We start from the raw sequence: 23,210 nt of genomic DNA, 5'->3' as shown, positions 1-23,210 counted from the left end.
CCGGGCGGCATGCGTCCAACCCGGATGTTGTTTGCACCGCGCTCCGCTTGCGCTCTACCTCGTTCGCCTTCCCTCGCCTTGCGCCGTGTTATGCCCTTTCGAGCGCCGCCATTTCACGCACGATCACCAGCAGCATCGACAGACTCGCGCCGCCGGTGGCCCGCAGATCGGCCAGGAGGCGCGCGTAGCGCTCCAGTTGCGCGGTGCGCTTCTCACGCCATGCCTCGACCAGTGCCTCGGGTGTGGATGCTTCGTCAGCGTTGGCCAATGCGCTCGTCGTCAACGCGCGTTTGAGACGCGCGATGTCGGCCAGTGCCGTCGCTCGCGCCAGCATGTCCCAGTGCGTGGGCGCCGGCAACGCGGCCGCGCGTTCACTGATCCAGCCGGAATTCAGCAGCGTGCCGAGAGCGAAATAGACCCCGGCCACCAGTTCGAGACTGCGCCCGGAGGTCGACGCCACTTCGGCGATATCGAGTAACGCAGCCGAAATCTCGCCGCTCGCGATCCGCACCGCCAATTCGCTATCCACGCCGGCGTCCGCGAACACGCGCTGCCGCTCGGAGAGCGCTTCGAGATCGGCGCTCGGCAAGAGTGCAGGCCATTGCGGCGCAAGGCGTTGCGCCGCGTCGCGGCAACGCGCGAGCAGGCCGGCCACGTCGCGGTCGCTGACCGCGCCCGACTGCAGTTGCCGCAGGAACCACAGCGCGGAACGCTCGACGAGCCGCGCGACTTCGACGAACATGCGCGCCTGGATGTCGTCGGCGACGCGGTTGTCGAGCGCGTCGATACTGCGCCAGACGTCGTCGAGATCGAACACGTCGCGCGCCATGATGCAGGCCCGCACGATGTCGCCGGGCTGCGCGTCGGTTTCCTCCATCAACCGGTGCACGAACTCGCAACCCACCCGATTCACCAACGCGTTGGTCAGATGCGTCGCGAGAATTTCGCGGCGCAGCGGGTGGCGCTGCATTGGCTCGCTGAAGCGCTGCCGCACCGGCTTCGGAAAGTATTCGACCAGCATGTCGCTGACGAGCGGGTCTTCCGGTATCGACGATTCGAGCAGCGCGTCGTACAGCCACATCTTGCTGTAGGCGAGCAGCACGGCGCGCTCCGGCGTGGTGAGCCCTTGTTTTGCGGCCTGCCGTTCGGCGACTTCTTCGTCGGTCGGCAGAAACTCGATCACGCGATTCAGACGCCCCGCACGTTCGAGGTAGCGCATCAGGCGCGCTTCCGCATCGAGCAATTCGACGCCGTAGCGGCCCGCAATCGACAGCGCCTGCGTCTGGTAGTAGTTGTCCTGCAACACGAGCAAGCCGACTTCGTCGGTCATTTCGGCGAGCAGTGCGTTGCGTTGCTTCTCCGTCATTTCGCCGTCGGAGACGACGAGCCCCAACAGAATCTTGATGTTGACCTCGTGGTCCGAGCAGTCCACACCCGCGGAGTTGTCGATCGCGTCGGTATTGATCCGGCCGCCGCGCTGCGCGAACTCAATGCGGCCGAGCTGCGTGAGGCCGAGATTGCCGCCTTCGGCCACGACCTTGCAATGCAGATCGGCGCCGTTGACACGGATCGCGTCGTTGGCGCGGTCGCCGACTTGCAGATGCGTTTCGCGGCTCGCCTTCACATAGGTGCCGATGCCGCCGTTGTATAGCAGATCGACCGGCGCCTGCAGTATCGCGCGCATCAATTCAGCGGGCGCGAGCGCCGGCGCGCTGATGCCGAGCACCGACTGCACCGCCGGCGAAAGAGGAATGGTCTTGGCGCTGCGCGGAAACACGCCGCCGCCCGCCGAGATCAGCGAAGGGTCGTAGTCGGCCCAACTCGAACGATCGAGAACGAACAGGCGCCCGCGCTCGGCAAGACTGGCCGCCGGATCGGGATTCGGATCGAGAAAGATATGCCGATGGTCGAACGCGGCCACCAGCTTGATATGCGGCGACAACAGCATGCCGTTGCCGAACACGTCGCCCGACATATCGCCCACGCCGACCACCGTGAAGTCCATGGTCTGCGTATCCACGCCCATTTCGCGGAAGTGCCGTTTGACCGACTCCCATGCACCGCGCGCGGTGATGGCCATTTTCTTGTGGTCATAGCCGACCGAGCCGCCCGATGCAAAAGCGTCGTCGAGCCAGAAACCGTATTCCTGCGAGATCGCGTTCGCGTAGTCGGAGAACGTGGCCGTGCCTTTGTCGGCGGCGACCACCAGATAGGGATCGTCGGGATCGTGGCGCACCACGTCGGGCGGCGGCACCACTCTCGTGACGGCAAGATTGTCGGTCAGGTCGAGCAGGCCGCGCAGGAAAGTCTGATAGCAGGCAATGCCTTCACGCATCCATGCGTCGCGTTCGGTTTGCGGCGGCGGATTCTTCACCACGAAGCCGCCCTTCGAACCGACCGGTACGATCACCACGTTCTTCACCATCTGCGCCTTCATCAGGCCGAGCACTTCCGTGCGGAAGTCCTCGCGCCGGTCCGACCAGCGCAGGCCGCCGCGCGCCACGCGTCCGCCGCGCAAATGCACGCCTTCCACGCGCGGCGAGTACACCCAGATTTCGAACATCGGTTTCGGCTCGGGCAAGCCGGGCACCTGCGCGGGATCGAACTTGAAGGACAGATACGGCTTTGGATGTCCGTCGGCATCGAAGCGATAGTAGTTCGTCCGCTTGGTGGCTTTGATGACGCCGAGAAATTGCCGCAGTATGCGGTCTTCGTCGAGATTCGGCACCTGGTCGAGTGCGCTGTCGATCGAGCGCAGCCAGCCGTCGACGCGCGCCTCGCGCGTCTCGCCCAATACCGGATCGAAGCGCGCGATGAACAGTTCCACCAGCATGCGCGCTATCGCCGGATTGCCGGTCACCGCGCGTTCGATGTACGCGTCGCTGAAGGTCGAGCCCACCTGCCGCAAATACTTCGCGTACGCGCGCAGGATCGTCACCTCGCGCGCATTCAATTGCGCGCGCAACACGAGCCGATTGAAATCGTCGCTTTCAATCGCGCCGGTCCACACCTGCTCGAACGCTTCTTCGAAGAGATCCTTCACGCGCTCGATGTCGAACTCCGCGTCGTCCGCGAGTTCGAGGCCGAAGTCGTGAATCCACGCGGGCGTCGCGCCCAGCGCCTCGATCAGATAGGGCCGCTCTTCATCGACACGCACGCCGAGATGTTCGAGCATCGGCAAACTGCGCGACAAGGCGATCGGCAAACCCGCGCGATACACCTTGAAGCGAAACGCGCGCGGGCCCGATTCGATCGGGCGGTACAGGTTCATGGCGAGCCGCTCGCTGCCTTGCACGCGTTCGATCAGTTCGATATCGCGCACCGCCGTGCGGGCGGGATAATCGTCGCGATAGCCGGCGGGAAACGAATCGCCGTAGTGTTGCAGCAGACGGTTGCCCTGCTCTTCGCCGAAGGCGTCGAGCAACGCGTCAGCGAGATCGTCCTGCCAGCGGCGTGCGACCTGCACGAGCCGCGCTTCCAGTTCGCGCGTATCGACGTTGGGCATGCCGCCCGGCTTCGCGTGCACGACGAAGTGAATGCGCGCCAGCGTGGACTCCGACAGCAGCGGCGTGAACTCGACACTCTCGCCGTTGAACGCGTCGGCCAGCAGATTGGCGATGCGCTGGCGCAGATCGGTGTTGTACTTGTCGCGCGGCACGAACACGAGGCACGAGACGAAACGATCGAAGCGGTCGCGCCGTACGAACAGCCGGGTGCGCTGATGCTCCTGCAATCGCAGCACGCCTAGCGCGATATCGTAGAGCTGATTCTCTTCGGCCTGAAAGAGTTCGTCGCGTGGATAGGTTTCCAGCACCGTGACCAGCGATTTCGCGAGATGACCTTTCGGCAGGAATCCGGCTCGTCTCACGATATTCGCGCATTTGCGCCGCACGATCGGAATCTCCGCGGCGGACACGAAATACGCCGTGGATGTATAGAGACCGATGAAACGCCGCTCGCCGGTCACCTTGCCGTCAGGGCCGGTCATCTTGATGCCGACATAGTCCAGATAGCCCGGCCGGTGCACGGTAGCCCGCGAATTGGCCTTGGTCAGAAAGATCGGCGACGAACCGGAAATGATCTCGGCCGCGGCCGGCGGCAAGGGTGTGATCTCGGCGGCGCCGGCGGGCCGCAATGCATCGCGCAGAATGCCCAGACCCGAACCCGGCACCGCGCGCAGGCCGTAGCCGATATCGTGCTGCACCAGTTCGTAATCGCGCTGGCCGAGAAAGGTGAAATGATCGGCCACCATCCATTCGAGGAACGCGCGTGCTTCCAGACCTTCTGGTCCGCCCTCGCCGGCTTTCATGCCTTTGATCGTGACGCGCGCGAGTTCGACGATCTTCGGCCAGTCTTCGACGGCCGCCCGCACGTCGCGCAACACCTTGGCGATTTCGTCACGCAGCGCGTCGAGTTTTGCGGCATCGCCGCAACGGTCCACCTCGAAGTGGATGAACGAGGTCAACTGCGAGCGCGTATCGGTCGCTTCTTCGGCACCCTGGATCAGCCGCGCGATACTGCCGTCGGGCGCACGCCAGATGCGAAACACCGGATGCACGACGGAATGCAGCGCGAGGCCCTGCCGGTTGACCGCCATCGAGACGGAATCGACCAGAAACGGCATGTCGTCGTTGACGATCTCGATCACCGTGTGATCGGAGTGCCAGCCGTGCTGTTCGAGAATTGGGTTATAGACGCGCAGCCGTTCGGCGCCGGGCACGAAGCGTTGCGCCGTTTGCCAGTGCGCGAGCGCCGCGCCGTAGAGATCGGCAATCGAGCGGCTTTGCAGATCGTCGGCGTCGACGAAATCGTAGTAGTGCCGCAGAAAGGTCTCGACGACCTTGAAGGTTGGCTCGGGCAGGCGCCCTCGCGCAAATTCGACGACATCGTTCAGCAAGTGCGTGACGGCTTCTTCGTTCTTTGCTTGCATGATCAACTCCCCCGGCTGGGCGGCAATGGCGGGTATCGCTTGATACTCGCTTGATTCGCATGCATCGTCTGAAGGGGAATTATGCACCTGCCGACCGGCATGCGACGGATGACCGCACTTAGGTTATACCCGCTGCCGCTGAATGCGCCGCCACGGCGCGTCCGGCCGTTTAAAGCACGGCTCCCGGAACCGCGTGCTCCTGCGCGAGCCACGCGCGAACCTGTTCGCTGGTCCACGCCGGGTCGTCGTGCGGCAGGTCGTGGCCGGCCCACGGATGCTCGCAATGCAGGGCGCCCCACGCCGCCGCGAGCTTCGCCGAGCACACGGGGTCGACCAGTTTGTCGGCCCGCGAAGAAAGAATCAGCAACGGGCACTCCGGTCGCGCCGCGTCCGCAGTGAAACGTGCCGCGGCCCAGAGTTGCCGTAGTGCATTGCCACGGCTCACGGGCGCGCTGCGGCGAATGCGGCTCCAGGTGTCGAGATCGTCGCCCAGCGTTTCCACGTTGTTACACGTCAGCCGATGAATGCCGTGTTCCGCGCGCGGCGCGTCGCGCCAGTGCGCGGCCACGCCGAGCAGGTCCGGCCATGCCGAAGGGCGCAAGCGCTCCTGCATCTGGCTGAACGGCCGCATGCTCGTGTTGATCAGCACCAGCCGTTCGATCTCGTAGGGATGCCGCTGCGCCCAGTCTGTCGCCACCATGCCGCCGAGCGACATCGCCAGCACGCAGTACGGCCCGGGCATGCCGCTTTGCAGAGCAGCATTTCGCACGAAGCCGACCATGTCGGCGACCGTCGACGGCGCGCGCAAGTGCGTGAATTCGCCGTTGCCCGGCAGATCGAGCAGCAGCAGACGGCCGGGCGCGCCCATGTGAAGGGCCGATTCATTGACCGCGCCATGCAGCAAGCCGGGCAAGCGGCCCCAGTGGCGGATTTCACGCGTGAGTCCGCGTAGCAGGATCCACGTACTCATACGCTTTCCGGTTTGTACCAATGGTCGATCGCGCTTTGCAGCAATTGCTCGCGACGATTGCCTTGCGGCAGCCAGCGTTGCGACGAGAAGGCCGCACGCGCCAGAAAGTCGAGCAGGTTCGCATGACGCCGCAGCACCCGCGCCGTGCGATGCGCCTTCACCGGATTGAACATGCCCTGACGCGAAAACAACTGGCGCGGATTCTTCTTGATCCACAGCCAGGAGCCGAGTTCGAGGGTCATCGGCAGAAAGACGTTGGGCGCGGGCGTGCGGTCGTAAGCGAAGTCCCACAGATCGCCGTGCAACAGATATTGATGGCTCTGCGGTTCGAATGCGTAGCCATGGTGGGGATGCGCGCGTTCGAACATGGTCTTCAGCACGTACATTTCCGGCAAATGCGGCATCACTTTGCGGGTGCGTGCGTACGGAAACCAGATACTGTCGCTCCAGCCGTAGCCCGAATGGCAATCGAGCGCGATGCTCAATGGCCGCGTGGCCAGTTCGGTTTCGACCACCCGCAGGAGCGCGGAAGCCTCGGGTTCCATCGGCGCGCCCTCGCGGCCGCGATACCACGGCAGCCACGCGCCCACGCGCTGGCCGCCGGCGAGCAGCGGCACGCGTTCGTCGGCGTTCTGCGGCGCGTTGCGCATCAGGTCCACGCCGTTCGGGTTGGCGCGCGTGGCCGCCCACATTCCGCCCGGATTGACGATCGGCATAAAGATCAGACGAATCGACTGCAATTGGCGCACCAGCAGTTCGTCCCATTCGAGCCGCGCAAGCAGCGCGCGCATATAGTCGAGCACGAGTTGCGAGCCGATCCGCTCGAGCCCGTGAATGCCGGCAAAAAAGCCGATTGCCGGCGCTTGTGGATCGGTCGAACCGATGCTCGCGGTCTGAACGGCGAATGGCCGGCCGCGCACCGTCGTCTCGCAGACGGTGCGGATCGCGAAGCTCGCGCTGCCTTGCTCGAGGATCGTCCTGAGATCTTCGTACTCCGCAAAACTGTCGGGAAGGAAGCTCAGAGGCTGCATGACGATGTCGCGAGCAATTGCAAGGTTAATGGGGACGGCACGCCGATTCACGCAATATAGCCTGGCCGGGCGCCAACATGCTGAAGTGGCGAGGGCCGATGCGAATCATGTCACACCCATGTCATTTTCCATTCGAACGGATGACTCCAATTTGTCTTTCCGCCGACGCAAAAAAAGACACGAGAAGATATAGTCGTCTAGACGTTGCGATGCCTTCACTCAACCGTCACAGACGCTTTCTAGAATGAGCCCCACACATGCCGGCAGCGGCCGGATGCATCAAGGGGTATTCATGGAAGCAATTCGGGAAGCAATTCGTATCGAACGGTTGAGCAAGACGTTCAGCAACGGCCGCAAGGCGCTGGACGAAATCGATCTGCGCGTCGAACCGGGCGAAATGGTTGCGTTGATCGGCGCCTCCGGCTCGGGCAAGTCGACGCTGCTGCGCCATATCGCGGGCTTCACGGCGTCCGACGCGCAGCCGTCGCAGATCGCGATTCTGGGCCGGCCGATTCAGCAGAACGGCCGCATCGTGCGGGAAGTGCGCAGCATTCGCCGCGACATCGGCTTCGTATTTCAGCAATTCAATCTGGTGAACCGCCTCACCGTCGAAACCAATGTGCTGATCGGCGCGCTCGCGCGGCTGCCTTGGTGGCGCCGTCTCAGCGGCCGTTTTCCGCGCGCCGAGCGGGCGTTGTCGATGGCCGCGTTGAACGAAGTCGGCATCGGCGAACATGCGCGCGAACGCGCCGCCAATCTCTCCGGCGGGCAGCAGCAACGCGCGGCGCTCGCCCGTGCGCTGGTGCAGCGCGCGCGCATCGTGCTCGCCGATGAACCGATCGCCTCGCTCGACCCCGAGTCGTCACGCCGCGTGATGGAGATGCTGCGCACGCTGAACATCGAGCATCAACTCACGGTGCTGGTGTCGCTGCATCAGGTCGATATCGCGATGCAGTACTGCCCGCGCACGATCGCGCTGCGCCGCGGCAAGGTGGTCTACGACGGCCCCTCCGCCGCGCTCACACCGGCCCTGCTCAAGAAACTCTACGGCGACGATGCCCGCGAATTACTCGATGAATCCGCTCAAAGCGCGGACGATATCGACGCAAAAAATGCCGCCGGCGGTACTCCGCTTCAGAACGCCGCATCTGCTTCGACGCGCTACGCGTTCGCTCTCAATCCGGCGCACTCGAACTGAGCGCGCCCATTCAGTCTGTCAACTCAACCGGATCTCAAACAATGAAATTCCTGCGTTCATTGATCACGCTGGCCGTCGGCGCGGCCGCTTTTGCTGCTGTCTCCACCGCGCAAGCCGAAGACCTCAACCTCGGCATCATCTCGACCGATTCCTCCTCCGTGCTGAAACAGCGCTGGGAGCCGCTGATTCAGGACATGAACAAGCAGACCGGCCTGAACGTCAAGGCGTTCTTCGCGACGGACTACGCCGGCATCATCGAAGGCATGCGCTTTAACAAGGTCCAGGTCGGCTATTTCGGCAATGCGTCGGCGATCGAGGCGGTGGACCGCGCGCAAGGCGAAGTGTTCGCGAAGATCCAGTATGCGAACGGCGATGCCGGTTACTACTCGGTGCTGATCACGAACGTGAACAGCCGCTTCAAGACGCTCGACGACGTGTTCAAGAATACGAAGGACGTCACGCTCGGTTTCGGCGATCCGAACTCCACCTCGGGCACGCTGATTCCCGGCTACTACCTGTTCGCCAAGCACAACACGCCGGTCAACACTTCGTTCAAGACCATGCTGCCGTCAAGCCACGAAGCGAATCTGCTGGCAGTGGTGAACAACAAGATCGACATCGCGACCAACAATACCGAGATGCTCGACACGCTGAAGAAAGAACACCCGGACAAGTTCGCGCAAGTGCGTGTGCTGTGGAAGTCGCCGCTGATTCCGTCGGATCCGCTGGTGTGGCGCAAGGATCTGCCGCAAGCCACCAAGGACAAGCTGCGCAACTTTTTCCTGAACTACGCGAAGACCGATCCGCACGAAAAAGCGGTGATGGCGGCGATTACCGGTTACAGCGGCTTCGCGGCATCGTCGGATGCGCAGTTGCTGCCGATCCGTCAGGTCGCCTTGTACCAGCAGAAGCAGAAGATCGAGAGCGACGCGCATCTCTCCGATGACGATCGCAAGACCCAATTGGCCGCACTCGACGCGAAGCTGAGCGCGCTGAACACCGCGCAATCGAAGCAATGAACACAGTCGATCTGATCACGTCGCCGGCGCGTGCGAGCGAAGCGCTCGACGCCCAGGCGGCGCGTCATCCCGCGCCTGCTGCCGGCAAGCGTAGCTGGCTGTCGCTGCTCGGCTGGATCGCGCTGCTTGCGGTGTTGGGCGGCGCATGGCATAGCGCCGACATGCGTCCGCTGGACCTGCTCAGCGACTCCGGCAACATGGGCCAGTTCGCCAAGGACTTCTTTCCGCCCGACTTCACCGAATGGCGCAGCTATCTGCACGAGATGGTCGTGACGCTCTCGGTGGCGGTATGGGGCACCGCTCTTTCGCTCGTGTGCGCGGTGCCGTGCGGACTGATGTCGGCTCACAACATGGCGCCGATGTGGATCGTGCAGCCCATGCGCCGCATGATGGACGCGTGCCGCGCGATCAATGAAATGGTCTTCGCCATGCTGTTCATCGTCGCGGTCGGCCTCGGTCCTTTTGCCGGCGTGCTGGCGCTGTGGGTGCACACCACCGGCGTGCTCGCCAAGCTGTTCGCCGAAGCGGTCGAGGCCATCGATCCGCGTCCGGCCGAAGGCGTGCGCGCCACCGGCGCAACCAGTCTCGACGAAATCATCTACGGCGTGCTGCCGCAAGTGCTGCCGTTGTGGATTTCGTACGCGTTGTATCGCTTCGAATCCAACGTGCGCTCGGCGATGGTGGTCGGCATGGTCGGCGCGGGCGGTATCGGCGTGGTGCTGTACGAAGCGATCCGCTCGTTCAACTATGCGCAGACGGCCGCGGTGATGATCATGGTGATCGTGGTCGTGACGGTGATCGATCTCGCGTCCGCGTGGCTGCGTGAGCGCGTGACCTGAAGCTGGCGGCCTGATTGCCCGGCGGGAAGTTTGACGAAGCGCGGCTTCGTCTGCTTTCCGCCGCGCGCCGTTGCGCTAGCGGTTCGATTCGCATTCGCCGGTTTTCGCCCGCCTTCAGCGTCTTTTTGACGCCACAAATCGCCTCAATTTTCCAAATAAAACCCCTTCATTCGAGTCGTCCACTCCTCTATTCCGGCGTTCTGCTGGAATAATCACGGGCTCATGGCCCGGACCTGGGCCTTCGCTTCTCCTCTCCCCTGGTCTTCGATGGACACCTTTGTCGTTTTGCTGGTGCTGCTCTCCGCGCTGCTTCACGCAACGTGGAACGCGTTTCTCCATCTTTCCGAAGATCGCGTCTGGCTGCTCGGCATGATGGCGATTCCGTATCTCGTCGTGAGCGCGGTCGGCGTGGTCGTGCTGCCCATGCCGGCGCCGGCGGCGTGGCCGTACATCGTTGCATCGGTGGTGCTGGAATTCGGTTATCTGCTGGCGCTGATCCGCGCCTACAAGAGCGGCGACTTCGGGCAGATCTATCCGATTGCGCGCGGCCTTTCGCCGATGCTCGTGTTCGCCGGCGCATTGGTGTTCGCGCACGAAGCGCTCAAGCCGCTCGCGGCGATCGGTGTGGCGCTGGTGTCGATCGGCATCGTCTCGCTGGCGTTTCGCCGCGGCATGCGCTTTTCGGGCGAGAGCGTGCCTTTCGCACTTCTCACCGGCTTCTTCATCTCGGCATATTCGGTTGTCGACGGAATCGGCGCGCGCCTGGCGGGCAATGGCCTGAGCTACGTCATGTGGGTCTATCTGATCTGGAACATTCCGCAGTTTCTGCTCGCCTGGCGTTGGCGCGGCGGCGCCAAAGGGCTGTTCATCGGCCGCGCGGTGGTGCTCAAGGGCATGGCGGCGGGCGTGCTCGCGTTGAGCGCCTACTGCCTGATCATCGAGGCCTACCGCTATCTGCCGATTGCGATGGTCTCCGCGCTGCGCGAGATGAGCTCGATCTTCGCGGTGGTGATCGGCTGGCTGTTCATGGGGGAGAAGCTGACCAGACGGCGGATCGTTGCGTGCGCGCTGGTGACGCTGGGGGCGGTTTTGATACGGGTTTGAGTCAGCCCCCTCACGCGAACTCCGGCAACGTCGCATCGATCGCATCGGCGAGCGTGTTGAAAGCCGGCGCGATCTCCTCATCCGGCACGCACGCGTAGCCGATCAGCAAACCGGAGGGCGCCAGGCCCGGTTGCGCGTAATACCCCGACAACGGCCGCACGACGATATTGCGCTCCAGCGCGGCGGCCGCCACCCGCCGGTCATCGCTGCCATCGGGCAACTGCATCACGAGATGCAAACCGGCGTCGCCGCCCACCGCCGGCAATGCGTCGCCATAGCGGTGCGCCGCGGCGTCGAGCAGCGTCTGGCGGCGCTGTCCGTAGAGCGTGCGCATCTTGCGAATATGCGACGTGAAATGCCCTTCGGCGATGAACTCCGCGAGCATCGCCTGCTGCAGCAACTGCCCCTCGCGATACAGCTCGGCGCTCGCGGTGGCAAAGCTCTCCGCCAGCGCTTCCGGCACGACGAGGTAGCCGATGCGCAAACCCGGAAACAGCGTCTTGCCGAAGCTGCCAACGTAAATCACCTGCCCCGACGTATCCAGACCTTGCAGCGATGCCAGCGGCCGGCTGCCGTAGCGGTATTCGCTGTCGTAGTCGTCCTCGATGATCCAGCACTGGTTCTGCCGCGCGTATTCGAGCAACATGCGGCGCCGCGCGAGACTCATCACCATGCCGAGCGGATATTGGTGCGAAGGCGTGACGAGCATCAGCTTCGGCGGCTGCGCGAGGTCGTCGGCGGATGGATTGATGCCTTCCTCGTCGACGGCGATTGGCCGCGATTCCAGGCCGGACACGTGCAGCACGCTGCGCACGCCCCAATAACAGGGGTCTTCGGTCCAGATTACGTCGCCCGGATCGGACAGCAGGCGCACGGCAAGGTCGACCGACTGGTGAATCCCGGTCGTGATGATGATCTGCTCCGGCGTGCAGCGCACCGAGCGCGAGGTGCGCAGATAGTCGGCCAGCGCGTGCCGCAGCGAGGCCAGGCCGCCGCCCGGCGCATACGTCAGCAGGTCCGGGCGCAGCCGGCGCCAATACTTGTTGTGCAGGCGGCTCCAGACGCGCGCCGGAAACTTCGTGACGTCCGGCACGCCGGGCATGAACGCGCCCCACTGCCGCTTGGACACGCCCGCACCCGCGATCAGCCGCGCGCCGCGCGTGGAAAGCGCGCGCCGCGCCTGCAGCGGCGCCGGCTCGGGCCGCGCGGCGGGCGCTTCGGCATCGGGCACGCCGACAATCTCGTCCGGCGCACTGTCGGCGACGAACGTGCCGCGCCCGGTCGCCGAACTCACGTAGCCTTCCAGCACGAGTTGCTCATACACCTGCGTAACGGTATTGCGCCCAATGCCTAACTCCTGCGCCAGCAAACGCGACGACGGCACCTTGCTGCCCGGCGGCAATTCGCGCGACAGGATCGCCTGCTGCAACAGCCGGTGCAGTTGGCGATAGATCGGCTGGCCGTTGCCGCGGTCGAGGCGCTGGGCCAGCCAGTCGGACAAAACGCTTGCGCGCATGATTGGCTCCTACATTTTTATTGAAATGGCTCTGAAGTTAAGAGCCAAATCTCATTATAGTCATTGCATGTGCTGCGCTGTGGGTGCGGCGTCCGCAAAAACCGAGGAGCGAAGGAGATGACCATGAAGAACGCAGAACTGAAAAGCCGCAAAGACGCCGCCACGCCGCGCGGTGTCGGGGTGATGTGCGATTTCTACGCCGAGCGCGCTGAAAACGCCGAACTGTGGGATGTCGAAGGCCGCCGTTTCATCGACTTCGCCGCCGGTATCGCCGTATGCAATACGGGCCACCGCCATCCGAAGATCCTCGCCGCGATCCGCGACCAGCTCGATCACTTCACCCACACGGCGTATCAGATCGTGCCGTACGCGTCGTATGTCGAACTGGCTGAGAAGCTCAACGAGCGCGCGCCGGGCGACCATCCGAAGAAAACCGCGTTCTTCACGACCGGCGCCGAAGCCGTCGAAAACGCGATCAAGATCGCCCGCGCCGCGACCGGCCGCCCGGGCGTGATCGCCTTTACCGGCGGCTTCCACGGCCGCACGCTGATGGGCATGGCGCTCACCGGCAAGGTTGCGCCGTACAAGATCGGCTTTGGCCCCTTCCCGTCGGACGTGTTCCACGCGCCGTTCCCGAATCCGCTCCACGGCGTGACCACGGCCGACTCGCTGAAGGCCATCGAATTCCTCTTCAAGGCCGATATCGATCCGAAGCGCGTGGCCGCGATCATCTTCGAACCGGTTCAGGGCGAAGGCGGCTTCTATCCGGCGCCGGCCGAATTCGTGCGCGCCTTGCGCAAGCTGTGCAACGAGCACGGCATTCTGCTGATCGCCGACGAAGTCCAGACGGGTTTTGCGCGTACCGGCAAGCTGTTCGCCATGCATCACTACGACGTGGTGCCCGATCTGATGACGGTCGCCAAGAGCCTCGCCGGCGGCATGCCGCTGTCGGGCGTGATCGGCCGTGCGGAAGTGATGGACGCCGCAGCGCCCGGCGGGCTCGGCGGCACGTACGCGGGCAATCCTTTGGCGGTTGCCGCCGCGCATGCGGTGCTCGATATCATCGACGAAGAGAAGCTCTGCGAGCGCGCCACGGTGCTGGGTGACCGCGTCAAGGCCAAGCTGATCGCGCTGCAAAGCGACGTGCCGCAAATCGCCGACGTGCGCGGCCCCGGCGGCATGGTTGCGGTCGAGTTCTGCAAGGCAGGCGGCACGGAGCCGGATGCGGAGTTCACCAAGCGCGTGCAGACGCGCGCGCTCGAACGCGGCTTGCTGCTGCTGGTGTGCGGCGTCTACTCGAATGTGGTGCGTTTCCTGTTCCCGCTCACGATTCAGGACGCGGTCTTCGACGAAGCCATGGCGATTCTCGAAGACGTGGTCAAGGACAGCGTCACCGTTGCGGCCTAAGGATACATACATGACCACGTTGAGCTTGAAAGACCCATCACTTCTGAAGACCCGCGCGTACATCGCGGGCGAATGGCAAGGCGCCGACGACGGCACCACCTTCGAAGTGAAGAACCCCGCCACGGGCGAAACGATCGCGACGGTGCCGCGCATGGGCACGGCGGAAACCCGCCGCGCCATCGACACGGCCAATGCGGCCTGGCCAGCCTGGCGCGCCACGACCGCGAAGCAGCGCGCCGTGATCCTGCGCAAATGGCATGACCTGATGATGGAGAACGCCGACGATCTGGCGAAGATCCTCACCACGGAACAGGGCAAGCCGCTCGCCGAAGCCAAGGGCGAAATCCAGTACGCGGCGTCGTTCCTCGAATGGTTCGCGGAAGAAGGCAAGCGTGTAAACGGCGACACCATTCCGACGCCGGCCAACGACAAACGCATCGTCGTGACGAAGGAGCCGATCGGCGTCTGCGCGGCCATCACGCCGTGGAACTTCCCGGCCGCGATGATCACCCGCAAAGTCGGTCCGGCACTCGCGGCGGGCTGCCCGATCATCGTCAAACCGGCTGAAGCCACGCCGCTCTCGGCGCTCGCACTGGCTGTGCTGGCTGAACGCGCGGGTGTGCCGCGCGGCGTGTTCAACGTCGTGACCGGCGAGCCGAAAGCCATCGGCGCGGAAATGACGGGCAATCCGATCGTGCGCAAGCTGTCGTTCACCGGCTCGACGCCGGTCGGCCGTTTGCTCATGGCGCAGTGCGCGCCGACGGTCAAGAAGGTGTCGCTCGAACTCGGCGGCAATGCGCCGTTCATCGTATTCGACGACGCGGATCTGGACGCCGCGGTGGCCGGCGCGATTGCTTCGAAGTATCGCAATAGCGGCCAGACCTGCGTGTGCACGAACCGTTTCTATGTGCACGACAAGGTCTACGACGCGTTCGCCGAGAAACTGCGCGTCGCCGTCGAACAGCTCAAAGTTGGCCGCGGCACCGAAGACGGCGTCACGCAGGGTCCGCTAATCAACGAAGCGGCCGTGCTCAAGGTCGAATCGCATATCGAAGACGCGCTCGTCAAAGGCGCGCGCATCGTCACCGGCGGCAAGCGTCATGCGCTCGGCCACGGCTTCTTCGAGCCGACCGTGCTGGCGGATGTCACGCCGGCCATGAAGGTGGCGCGCGATGAAACCTTCGGGCCGCTCGCGCCGCTGTTCCGCTTCTCGTCGGATGAGGAAGTGATCCGTCTTGCCAACGACACCGAGTTCGGCCTCGCGTCGTATTTCTATAGCCGCGACATCGGCCGCGTCTGGCGTGTCGCCGAAGCGCTCGAGTACGGCATGGTCGGCATCAACACGGGCCTCATCTCGAACGAAGTCGCGCCGTTCGGCGGCGTCAAGCAATCGGGCCTGGGCCGCGAAGGCTCGCATTACGGCATCGACGATTACGTGGTCATCAAGTACATGTGCGTCGGCGGAATCTGAACGCAAAGCTTGAAGTAAGAAACGGCCGCGTCGGCATGTCCGGCGTGGCCGTTTCTTCGTTGGGTCGGCGGAAACTGACGCGCTGTGTGGTGACAACGCTTGCACTTCCGCCGGGAACCACAACGGATTCCTATTCTGCCGCGTCCTGTCGTTAAACTGCTGGCACAATTGCGGCTGTTGACCGCAGCGCACGCAGCCGAATAACGACCGTTAAATGAAACGCTTCGAAATGCTGGCCAACACCATGGCCGATGAAATTCGCTCGGGCAGCCGTCCGGTCGGCACCCGCATGCCATCTTTGCGGCACCTCACCACACAGCACGGCGTCAGCCAGTCCACCGTGTTTCGCGCCTACTACCTTCTCGAAGAGTGGGGTTTGATTCGAGCACGTGAACGCTCCGGCTACTATGTGGCGCCGGGCGCCGCGCTCAAGCAGCAACCGGCGCCCCGCCCTCAAATCGCGCTGGAATCCGCCAAGGTCGAGATCAGCGATCTTGTCTTCTCGGTGCTCGAAGTCGCGAAGCATCCCAACGTGGTTCCGTTCGGTTCGGCCTTTCCGTCGCCGCAGTTGTTTCCCCTTCAGCGTCTTGCCAGGTCGCTCGGGCATTCGAGCCGTCTGATCAGTCCGTGGAGCACCGTCGTCGATCTTCCGCCGGGCAATGAGCCATTGCGTCGCCAGATCTCGTTGCGTTACATGGGGATGGGCGTTGCTCAACCGATGGAGCAGCTTGTCGTCACCAATGGCGCGCTGGAAGCCCTGAACCTGTGTTTGATGGCCGTGACGCGTCCCGGCGACGTGGTCGCGATCGAATCGCCCGGTTTTTACGCGGCACTGCAGGCGATCGAGCGGCTCGATCTGCGAGCCGTGGAGATTCCAGTCGATCCCGTTTCGGGCATCGATTTGCAAGCGCTCTCGGATGCGCTCGACAAGCACCCGATCCGCGCATGCTGGTTCATGACCAACTATCAGAATCCGACCGGCGCGGCGATGCCGCAGGACAAGAAGAAAGCGCTGGTCGAACTGCTCGCCCGGCATGACGTGCCGCTCATCGAAGACGACGTGTACGGCGAACTGCATCATGCGGCGACCTACCCGCTGCCCGCCATCGCCTTCGACACAAAAGGGCTGGTGATGCACTGCAGTTCATTTTCAAAGACGCTCGCACCAGGATACCGCATTGGCTGGGTCGCGGCGGGACGTTTTGCCGAGAAGGTGCAGCGCCTGAAGTTGATGACCACGTTGTCGGCGAGCATTCCCGCCCAGGCAGCCATAGCGGACTATCTTCAGCACGGCGGGTACGACAAGCATCTGCGGAAACTGCGCGGCGCGTTCCGCAATCAGCTCGCCTCGATGGACACCGCGCTGCGCCGCTGCATGCCGTCCGATTCGCATTGGACGCTGCCGTCCGGCGGCTATTTTCTGTGGCTCCGGCTGCCGTCGCATGTCGACGCGATGCAGTTGCACCGCCTTGCGATAGAGAACGGCATCAGCATTGCGCCCGGTCCGATTTTCTCCGCGCGGCACGAATTCCGGAACCATATCCGGTTGAACTTCGGTCATCCGTGGAGCGACAGCACGGAAAACGCTGTCCTAACGCTGGGTTCGCTGCTCGATCAGGCGAGCCGATAAACCACGCTCTTCCCGCGAATGCACCGCAAGCCTCAATGCGCCACGTTGACCGCAAGCTTCGCGAGTGCAAACAGTGTCGCGCCGAATCCGGCAGCGAGGACTACCGCGACTAGCGGCAACAGGGGCAGCTTGACGCCCGCCATATCGGCCTGATGCGAGGCGCCACGGCGGATGCCGAAAAAACTCCACAGCACGATTCGCGTCATCTTCAAGAGGTTCATGGCATCACCTTCAAGGCAGGGTTGTTGTATCTCACGCGACAGTTTGAGCCCGTCAGGTCACGCAAAACAGTAGCAGTTGCGATCAATTCCAGCGCAGCAGTCTTGCGCGACCGACCGTCCGCCGGGGCGCCGGTTCACTCACCATCTGCTAGCGTGTTTTCAGTGGCATCTGCTGCTTTTCAGCGTCCACCATTGCCTCTATCGTTCGCCAGAAGCCCTCGGGGCAAGCGCGGCACAGCAGGTGCCGCCGATGCGACCACGGCTCCTTCCACGAAACCGACGCTCAGCCAGACTGCGCCATCTAGGGCGGTAGTCGCACCGGACCATGTACCAATACACCGAGTTTGACAAATCATTCGTGCGCAGCCGCGCTGCGCAGTTTCGCGACCAGATCGAACGCTGGCAGTCCGGCAAGCTGAGTGAGGACGACTTTCGTCCGCTGCGTCTTCAGAACGGCTGGTATGTGCAACGGCATGCGCCGATGCTGCGCGTGGCGATCCCATACGGAGAGTTGTCGAGCAGGCAGTTGCGCATGCTCGCCCGGATTGCGCGCGAATACGATGAACCGGAGGCCGAGGTCTACCGGCTCGCCAGCGAAGCGCAGCGTAAGCTCGGCACCGTCCGCTTGCCCACTAACTATGCGCATTTCACGACGCGCACCAACGTGCAGTTCAACTGGATTCCGCTCTCGAAGGCCGCGGACGTGATGGACTTGCTCGCCAGCGTCGACATGCATGGCATTCAGACGAGCGGCAACTGCATTCGCAACATTTCCTGCGACGAACGCGCGGGTGTCGCACCTGATGAAATTGCCGACCCGCGTCCGTTCGCCGAAATCATGCGGCAGTGGACGACCCTGCATCCCGAGTTCGCCTTCCTGCCGCGCAAGTTCAAGATCGCGGTCACCGGTGCGAGCGAAGACCGCGCCGCGACGGACTGGCATGACGTCGGCCTTCGTCTGCTGCGTAACGAGGCGGGCGAACTGGGATTTCGCGTCACGGTGGGCGGCGGGATGGGCCGCACTCCTGTTATCGGCACCGTGCTGCGTGAGTTTTTGCCGTGGCAGCACATCATGAATTACATCGAGGCGGTGGTGCGCGTCTACAACCAGTACGGCCGCCGCGACAATAAGTACAAGGCGCGCATCAAGATCCTGGTGAAGGCAGAAGGTCAACGTTACATCGACGGCGTCGAGGAAGAGTTCCGCCAGATCGTCGAGCTCGACGGCGGCCCTCACACTATTCCGCTGGCCGAACTCGAGCGCGTCAGCGCGTGCTTCGCTCTACCCCAACTGCCTTCCGTGGATGCGCCGGTCGACCTCGAAGCGATCGCAACGTCAAACGACGTGGCCCTCGAGACGCCGCAATTCGAGCGCTGGCTCGAGCGCAATGTCGCGCCGCACAGGAACCAGCGCTTGCGGATTGTCACGCTGTCGTTCAAACGCCTTCTGCAAGCGCCCGGCGACGCATCGGCGCAACAGCTCGACCGCGTAGCCGACCTGGCCGAGCGGTTCTCGGCGGGCGAAGCGCGTGTCACGCACACGCAGAATGTCGTGCTGCCCTGGGTGCATGTCAACGACCTCCTGCCGCTCTGGGAAGCCGCGCGCGAGGCAGGACTCGCAAGCGCCAACGTGAATTTGCTGACGGACATGATCGCTTGCCCGGGTGGCGATTTCTGTGCGCTCGCCAATGCCCGCTCCATTCCGGTTGCTGAGGCCATTACCGAGCGCTATCAGGATCTGGACGAACTCAACGATATCGGCGAAATCGATCTGCATATCAGCGGCTGCATCAATTCGTGCGGCCATCACCATAGCGGGCATATTGGCATCCTCGGTGTCGACAAGGATGGCAAGGAGTGGTACCAGGTGACGTTGGGCGGCTCGGACGGTTCGAGCGCCAGTGGCCGCGCGCAAGCGGGCAAGGTCATCGGCCCGTCGTTTTCCGCCGTCGAGGTGCCCGAGGTCATCGACGCGCTGCTGTCCGCTTACCTCGACATGCGAGCGACGGTTGGCGAGAGGCGCGAGTCGTTCATCGAAACGGTTCGACGGGCAGGCATCGAACCGTTCAGGACAGCCGCGGATCGCGTGCGCACGCTCATGGAGAAAACGGCATGAACGGCATGACACGTATCAGGCTGCTCACGTTGCCCGAGCATGCATCGGACCCGTCCCGGCAGGTTGTCTCTCTGACAAACGACGCGGACCCGGCCGAGCAAAAAGACGCAATCGCGACTGCTGCGCGCGTGGAGTTGCACTTCCCTAGTTTCACCGACGGTCGGGCATACAGCCAGGCGTATCTCCTGCGCCGCCGCTTGGGTTTCAAAGGCGATCTGCGAGCAACAGGCGACGTGCTCGTCGATCAGTTGATTCAGATGGAGCGAACCGGCTTCTCAAGTGCGGTACTCAAAGACGGTGTCGATCCAGAGGACGCGCAGCGCCAACTCGACCGCTTCCCGGCGTTTTATCAGGGCGATGTTATTCACGATGCGCCCTTTGTGCGACCAGGTGCCGGGAACAAGGATGAGTGACGGTGCAAGAGACATGCGGGTGGTATCTACAAGCACCGCAATATCTGGGGACTACTGCGTAAAGCAAGTCGTGTCGCGAGATGGTGAATCGCCGCCAGATGCATTTTCGGGAGTTTGTCCGTCCCGACTCGCTCTCGCACGCCTCGGTCAAAAGTGGACCGTATTGGCGATGATCGCATTGCGTGAGAAGCCTCTGCGCTTTGCCGAGATCAGACGTCGATTAGACGGTGTCTCCGACAAAATGCTTTCTCAGACGCTGAGATCGATGGAAAGAGATGGGCTTGTCGAGCGATACGTCGACGACCAGCATCCGGCGCGTATCGAGTATCGCTTAAGTCCGCTCGCTCGCACCGTGCTGCCGATCGTCACCGAGTTGAAGCGATGGGCCGAATGTTCCATCGACTCCATCGAGGCCAGTAATCACGCGTATGACCATAAGATCGGACGGTCCACGTGTCAGGCCGTTTCATAGGCGCCGGACATATCACGGTTGGCATGCCAATCAATCCAGCGCCCTGCTACAGCAACTACACACTACGCGATCGATTAACGACCGTAATTCACAACCGGAGCCGAGTACGAACTGTTCGTCGTGTCCGAACCGCCGCCTGCCTGCGACGAACCATTGGTGGCCGAACCGTAACCGCTCGTCTGAGCAGCGCTCTTTTGTGCGGCGACACGTGCTTCAGCAGCCTGAATGTTCGCCGGATAATCTTCGTCGTTTGCGGTGCCCGGGTTGTAGCCCGCCTTTTCCAGCTGGATCAGTTCCGCACGCACCTGAGCGCGCGTAACCGGCTGATTCGATTGAGCAAAAGCGGCGAGCGGAGCGGAAATGAGAGCGGCGATAACAACAGCTTCGATCAGGGATTTCATGATACCTACCTCCAGAGATTGTTTTTTGCCATGCTGCGAACCTGTGTCCGCAGCGTATGGATACAGTCTAGGAGTCAATGTATATAGGGTAAACCCCAAATCACCTAATTCACTGTTGCGACAATCGCGCTAATTGGGGTGCGGCAGCGAGGTTTCGGACCTGTGACGGCGCCAGTTCACCAGCATTTCGGCCGCCCGTCGCCTGCCGGTCGCTTCGCGGACTCGCGCCGAAACGTGCGCGATACGTCCGCGAAAAATGCGAGGGCGACTCGAACCCGCACGCCACGCAAATCGACGTAATCGACATGTCGGTCTGTTGCAGCAACTCGCGCGCACGCGTGAGGCGCAACTGCAGATAGAAATGCGTCGGCGTGTCCTTCAGCGAGGCACAGAACAACCGCTCCAGTTGCCGGCGCGTCACGCCGATTTCCTGCGCGAGTTGGTCCGGAGCGAGCGGCTCCTCCATGTGCTGTTCCATCACGCCGATCACCTGAATCAGCTTGCGGTTGTGCACGCCGTAACGCGCCGCGATCTCCATGCGCTGATGGTCCGAGCGCTGCCGGATACGGCTCACCACGAATTGCTCCGAAACGGCGGAGGCCAGCGCGGCGCCATGCTCGCGGCCGATCAGGTCGAGCATCATGTCGATCGACGCCGTGCCGCCCGCACACGTAATGCGGCGCGCGCCGATCTCGAACAGTTCCTGGCTCGCATCGAGCGACGGATAGCGCTCGCGGAACGCCGACAGCGCTTCCCAATGCACGGTCACACTGTCCGCGCCGCCGAGCAGCCCGGCTTCCGCGAGCACGAAACTGCCGGTGTCGATCCCACCGAGCGTCGTACCCGCGCGCTCGAGGCGCTTCAGACAATCACCCAACGCGCGCGTGTAGCAGGCGAGCGGCTCGAAGCCCGCGACGACAAAGAGCGTCCGCGCCGCGTCGATGTCGCCGATGGCGGCATCCGCGTTGATCGAAATGCCGTTGCTGGCGGCCACCGGCGCGCCGTCGAGACTCAGAATGCGCCAGCGGTACAGGTCGCCGCGAAAGCGGTTCGCCACGCGCAACGGCTCCACCGCCGACATGAAACCGATCGCCGAAAAGCCCGGCAGCAACAGGAACGACATATCTTCGGGCATCGTACTCAGACTCGATCAGGAGACAAAAAACGCGGGCGCGGGCGGTTCCCGGCGAGCGTAGCAAGCAGCGGCCGGCCCGGCAAGGCACGCCAAAATTCGCGCTTGACTCGATGTTGCATCGCAAGGCGGGCGACGCAGGTTTTCCCTCATTGTCGCGTGGAAGCAAGAACGGGTCGCTGACGGTCGCTTTGGTTGGAATATGGGGCATTAACGTTACGTCATTCGTGCAGTTCAGGCATCACAGGCCCTATCGCATGTCCGGGGGCCGCTTCGCCTGGTTTTGTTTGCTCAGGCGAAGCGGCCCGGTTCGAAACACGCTATCACCCGTGTCAGAAGAGGGAACGCCATGAAGTTACGCATCAAAGCCCTGCTCGCCCATCTTGCGTGCGTCGCGGCCGCCGCCGTTACCGCGCTACCGGCGTTCGCTCAGGATCCCGCTGCCTGCCGCGCGGTGCATTTCGCCGACATCGGCTGGACCGATATCACCTCGACCACCGCGCTCGCGTCGACCGTGTTCGAAGGACTCGGCTATCAGCCGGTGACGACGGTCGCCTCCGTGCCCATCTCGTTCGCCGGCCTGAAGAGCAAACAGCTCGACGTGTCGCTCGGCTACTGGTGGCCGGTGCAGGAAAAGGCGATCGCACCGTTCGTCGATTCGAAATCGATCCAGGTGCTGCAGCCACCTAACCTCACCGGCGCCAAGGCCACGTTCGCCGTGCCGAGCTATGAATACGACGCGGGCCTGAAGACTTTCGCCGACATCGCCAAACACCGCGATCAGCTCGACGGCAAGATCTACGGCATCGAACCCGGCAGCAGCGCGAACGCGGCGATCCTGAAGATGATCGCCAACAATCAGTTCGGCCTCGGCGGCTTCAAGCTGATCGAATCGAGTGAAGCGGGCATGCTGGTCTCGGTCGATCGCGCGATCCGCGAGAAGAAATGGGTGGTCTTTCTGGGTTGGGAACCTCATCCGATGAACATCCAGATCGACATGAAATATCTCACCGGCAGCGATGGCGTATTCGGCCCGAACGACGGCGAAGCACGCGTTTATACGCTGACGTCCCCCGACTTTCTGACGCGCTGCCCGAACGCCGGCAAGCTCGTGAGCAATCTGCGCTTTTCGACGCAGCTCGAAAACGTGGTGATGCAATCGGTCATGAACAAGGAAAAGCCCGCCGATGCCGCCAAGGCGTATCTGAAGAAAAACCCGCAAGTACTCGATGCCTGGCTTGCCGGCGTGAAGACCTACGACGGCAAGGAAGGCTTGCCCGCGGTCAAGGCCTATCTGGGTCTCTGATCCCGAGCGTTGCGCATTTCATCCACAGGAACCA

18 protein-coding genes are annotated in these 23,210 nt (G+C 63.2%); 11 read left to right on the top strand and 7 right to left on the bottom strand.

Translation table 11 applies throughout. The features are described 5' to 3' along the window. Positions 1-88: 88 nt before the first annotated feature. The 3 genes from P0D96_RS05295 to P0D96_RS05285 form a co-directional block, all read right to left on the bottom strand. On the bottom strand, positions 89-4,930 hold the full coding sequence (locus tag P0D96_RS05295; RefSeq protein ID WP_408312242.1) for an NAD-glutamate dehydrogenase: 4,842 nt from the start codon (positions 4,928-4,930) through the stop codon (positions 89-91). A 169-nt stretch (positions 4,931-5,099) separates the two neighbouring features. Continuing rightward, positions 5,100-5,900, bottom strand: coding sequence for an alpha/beta fold hydrolase (locus P0D96_RS05290; protein ID WP_408312239.1), 801 nt, complete (start codon positions 5,898-5,900; stop codon positions 5,100-5,102). Continuing rightward, positions 5,897-6,931, bottom strand: coding sequence for a M14 family zinc carboxypeptidase (locus P0D96_RS05285; protein WP_408174950.1), 1,035 nt, complete (start codon positions 6,929-6,931; stop codon positions 5,897-5,899). Before P0D96_RS05285 ends, P0D96_RS05290 begins: the two co-directional genes overlap by 4 nt. Before the next feature lie 292 nt (positions 6,932-7,223). Between P0D96_RS05285 and phnC the strand changes: the two genes are divergently transcribed. The 4 genes from phnC to P0D96_RS05265 all read left to right on the top strand — a co-directional run bounded on the left by phnC (position 7,224) and on the right by P0D96_RS05265 (position 11,091). After that, positions 7,224-8,129: a phosphonate ABC transporter ATP-binding protein gene (phnC, locus tag P0D96_RS05280; RefSeq protein WP_408174952.1), complete on the top strand. Its 906-nt coding sequence runs from the start codon at positions 7,224-7,226 to the stop codon at positions 8,127-8,129. Positions 8,130-8,170: 41 nt separating this feature from the next. Next, positions 8,171-9,148: a phosphonate ABC transporter substrate-binding protein gene (gene phnD / locus P0D96_RS05275; RefSeq protein WP_342960398.1), complete on the top strand. Its 978-nt coding sequence runs from the start codon at positions 8,171-8,173 to the stop codon at positions 9,146-9,148. Then, positions 9,145-9,987, top strand: a complete 843-nt coding sequence (gene phnE, locus P0D96_RS05270; RefSeq protein WP_408312235.1) for a phosphonate ABC transporter, permease protein PhnE — start codon at positions 9,145-9,147, stop codon at positions 9,985-9,987. Before phnD ends, phnE begins: the two co-directional genes overlap by 4 nt. Positions 9,988-10,254: 267 nt before the next feature. Next, entirely contained in the window at positions 10,255-11,091 is an 837-nt protein-coding gene (locus P0D96_RS05265) for an EamA family transporter (RefSeq protein ID WP_408174955.1), read from the top strand. 10 nt (positions 11,092-11,101) lie between these two features. Here the strand turns inward: P0D96_RS05265 and pdxR are convergent, their stop codons facing one another. Beyond that, a complete protein-coding gene (gene pdxR, locus P0D96_RS05260; protein ID WP_408281140.1) occupies positions 11,102-12,607 on the bottom strand; it encodes a MocR-like pyridoxine biosynthesis transcription factor PdxR in 1,506 nt (501 codons plus the stop codon). Between the two features lie 123 nt (positions 12,608-12,730). On the opposite strand from pdxR, the gene P0D96_RS05255 reads away from it, so the two are divergent. The 3 genes from P0D96_RS05255 (at position 12,731) to P0D96_RS05245 (ending at position 17,115) form a co-directional block, all read left to right on the top strand. After that, the gene (locus P0D96_RS05255; RefSeq protein WP_408312231.1) at positions 12,731-14,014 is read left to right on the top strand and encodes a 4-aminobutyrate--2-oxoglutarate transaminase; all 1,284 of its coding nucleotides are present in this window, start codon (positions 12,731-12,733) and stop codon (positions 14,012-14,014) included. A gap of 10 nt (positions 14,015-14,024) precedes the next feature. After that, positions 14,025-15,485 (top strand): NADP-dependent succinate-semialdehyde dehydrogenase, encoded by a 1,461-nt coding sequence (gabD, locus tag P0D96_RS05250; protein ID WP_408312228.1) that lies wholly within the window; start codon positions 14,025-14,027, stop codon positions 15,483-15,485. 214 nt (positions 15,486-15,699) lie between these two features. After that, the gene (locus P0D96_RS05245; RefSeq protein WP_408312225.1) at positions 15,700-17,115 is read left to right on the top strand and encodes an aminotransferase-like domain-containing protein; all 1,416 of its coding nucleotides are present in this window, start codon (positions 15,700-15,702) and stop codon (positions 17,113-17,115) included. A 32-nt stretch (positions 17,116-17,147) separates the two neighbouring features. Here P0D96_RS05245 and P0D96_RS05240 read toward each other — a convergent pair whose 3' ends face one another. Further along, entirely contained in the window at positions 17,148-17,336 is a 189-nt protein-coding gene (locus P0D96_RS05240) for a DUF2970 domain-containing protein (RefSeq protein WP_408174962.1), read from the bottom strand. A gap of 325 nt (positions 17,337-17,661) precedes the next feature. Here P0D96_RS05240 and P0D96_RS05235 point away from each other — a divergent pair, with 325 nt between their 5' ends. From P0D96_RS05235 to P0D96_RS05225, 3 genes are read left to right on the top strand one after another with little or no spacing between them, the layout of a single operon-like run. After that, positions 17,662-19,452 carry a nitrite/sulfite reductase gene (locus tag P0D96_RS05235; RefSeq protein WP_132377722.1) on the top strand — a complete coding sequence of 597 codons (1,791 nt, stop codon included), beginning with the start codon at positions 17,662-17,664 and terminating at the stop codon, positions 19,450-19,452. Beyond that, positions 19,449-19,865 (top strand): DUF934 domain-containing protein, encoded by a 417-nt coding sequence (locus P0D96_RS05230; RefSeq protein WP_408312222.1) that lies wholly within the window; start codon positions 19,449-19,451, stop codon positions 19,863-19,865. Before P0D96_RS05235 ends, P0D96_RS05230 begins: the two co-directional genes overlap by 4 nt. Further along, a complete protein-coding gene (locus tag P0D96_RS05225; protein WP_408312219.1) occupies positions 19,810-20,337 on the top strand; it encodes a winged helix-turn-helix transcriptional regulator in 528 nt (175 codons plus the stop codon). Before P0D96_RS05230 ends, P0D96_RS05225 begins: the two co-directional genes overlap by 56 nt. 74 nt (positions 20,338-20,411) lie before the next feature. Here the strand turns inward: P0D96_RS05225 and P0D96_RS05220 are convergent, their stop codons facing one another. Together P0D96_RS05220 and P0D96_RS05215 are read right to left on the bottom strand one after the other, a co-directional pair. Further along, positions 20,412-20,738, bottom strand: a complete 327-nt coding sequence (locus tag P0D96_RS05220) for a DUF4148 domain-containing protein (protein ID WP_408174965.1) — start codon at positions 20,736-20,738, stop codon at positions 20,412-20,414. Between the two features lie 109 nt (positions 20,739-20,847). Next, positions 20,848-21,873, bottom strand: a complete 1,026-nt coding sequence (locus P0D96_RS05215; RefSeq protein ID WP_408281129.1) for a GlxA family transcriptional regulator — start codon at positions 21,871-21,873, stop codon at positions 20,848-20,850. Positions 21,874-22,219: 346 nt separating this feature from the next. On the opposite strand from P0D96_RS05215, the gene P0D96_RS05210 reads away from it, so the two are divergent. Continuing rightward, a complete protein-coding gene (locus P0D96_RS05210; protein ID WP_408174969.1) occupies positions 22,220-23,176 on the top strand; it encodes a choline ABC transporter substrate-binding protein in 957 nt (318 codons plus the stop codon). Positions 23,177-23,210: the final 34 nt, after the last annotated feature.

The organism is Paraburkholderia sp. RL17-347-BIC-D, from assembly GCF_046027915.1.
Taxonomy (GTDB): Bacteria; Pseudomonadota; Gammaproteobacteria; order Burkholderiales; family Burkholderiaceae; genus Paraburkholderia.
Note: the sequence above shows the minus strand (reverse complement) of the source record. Positions and strands in the feature narration are given on the sequence as shown.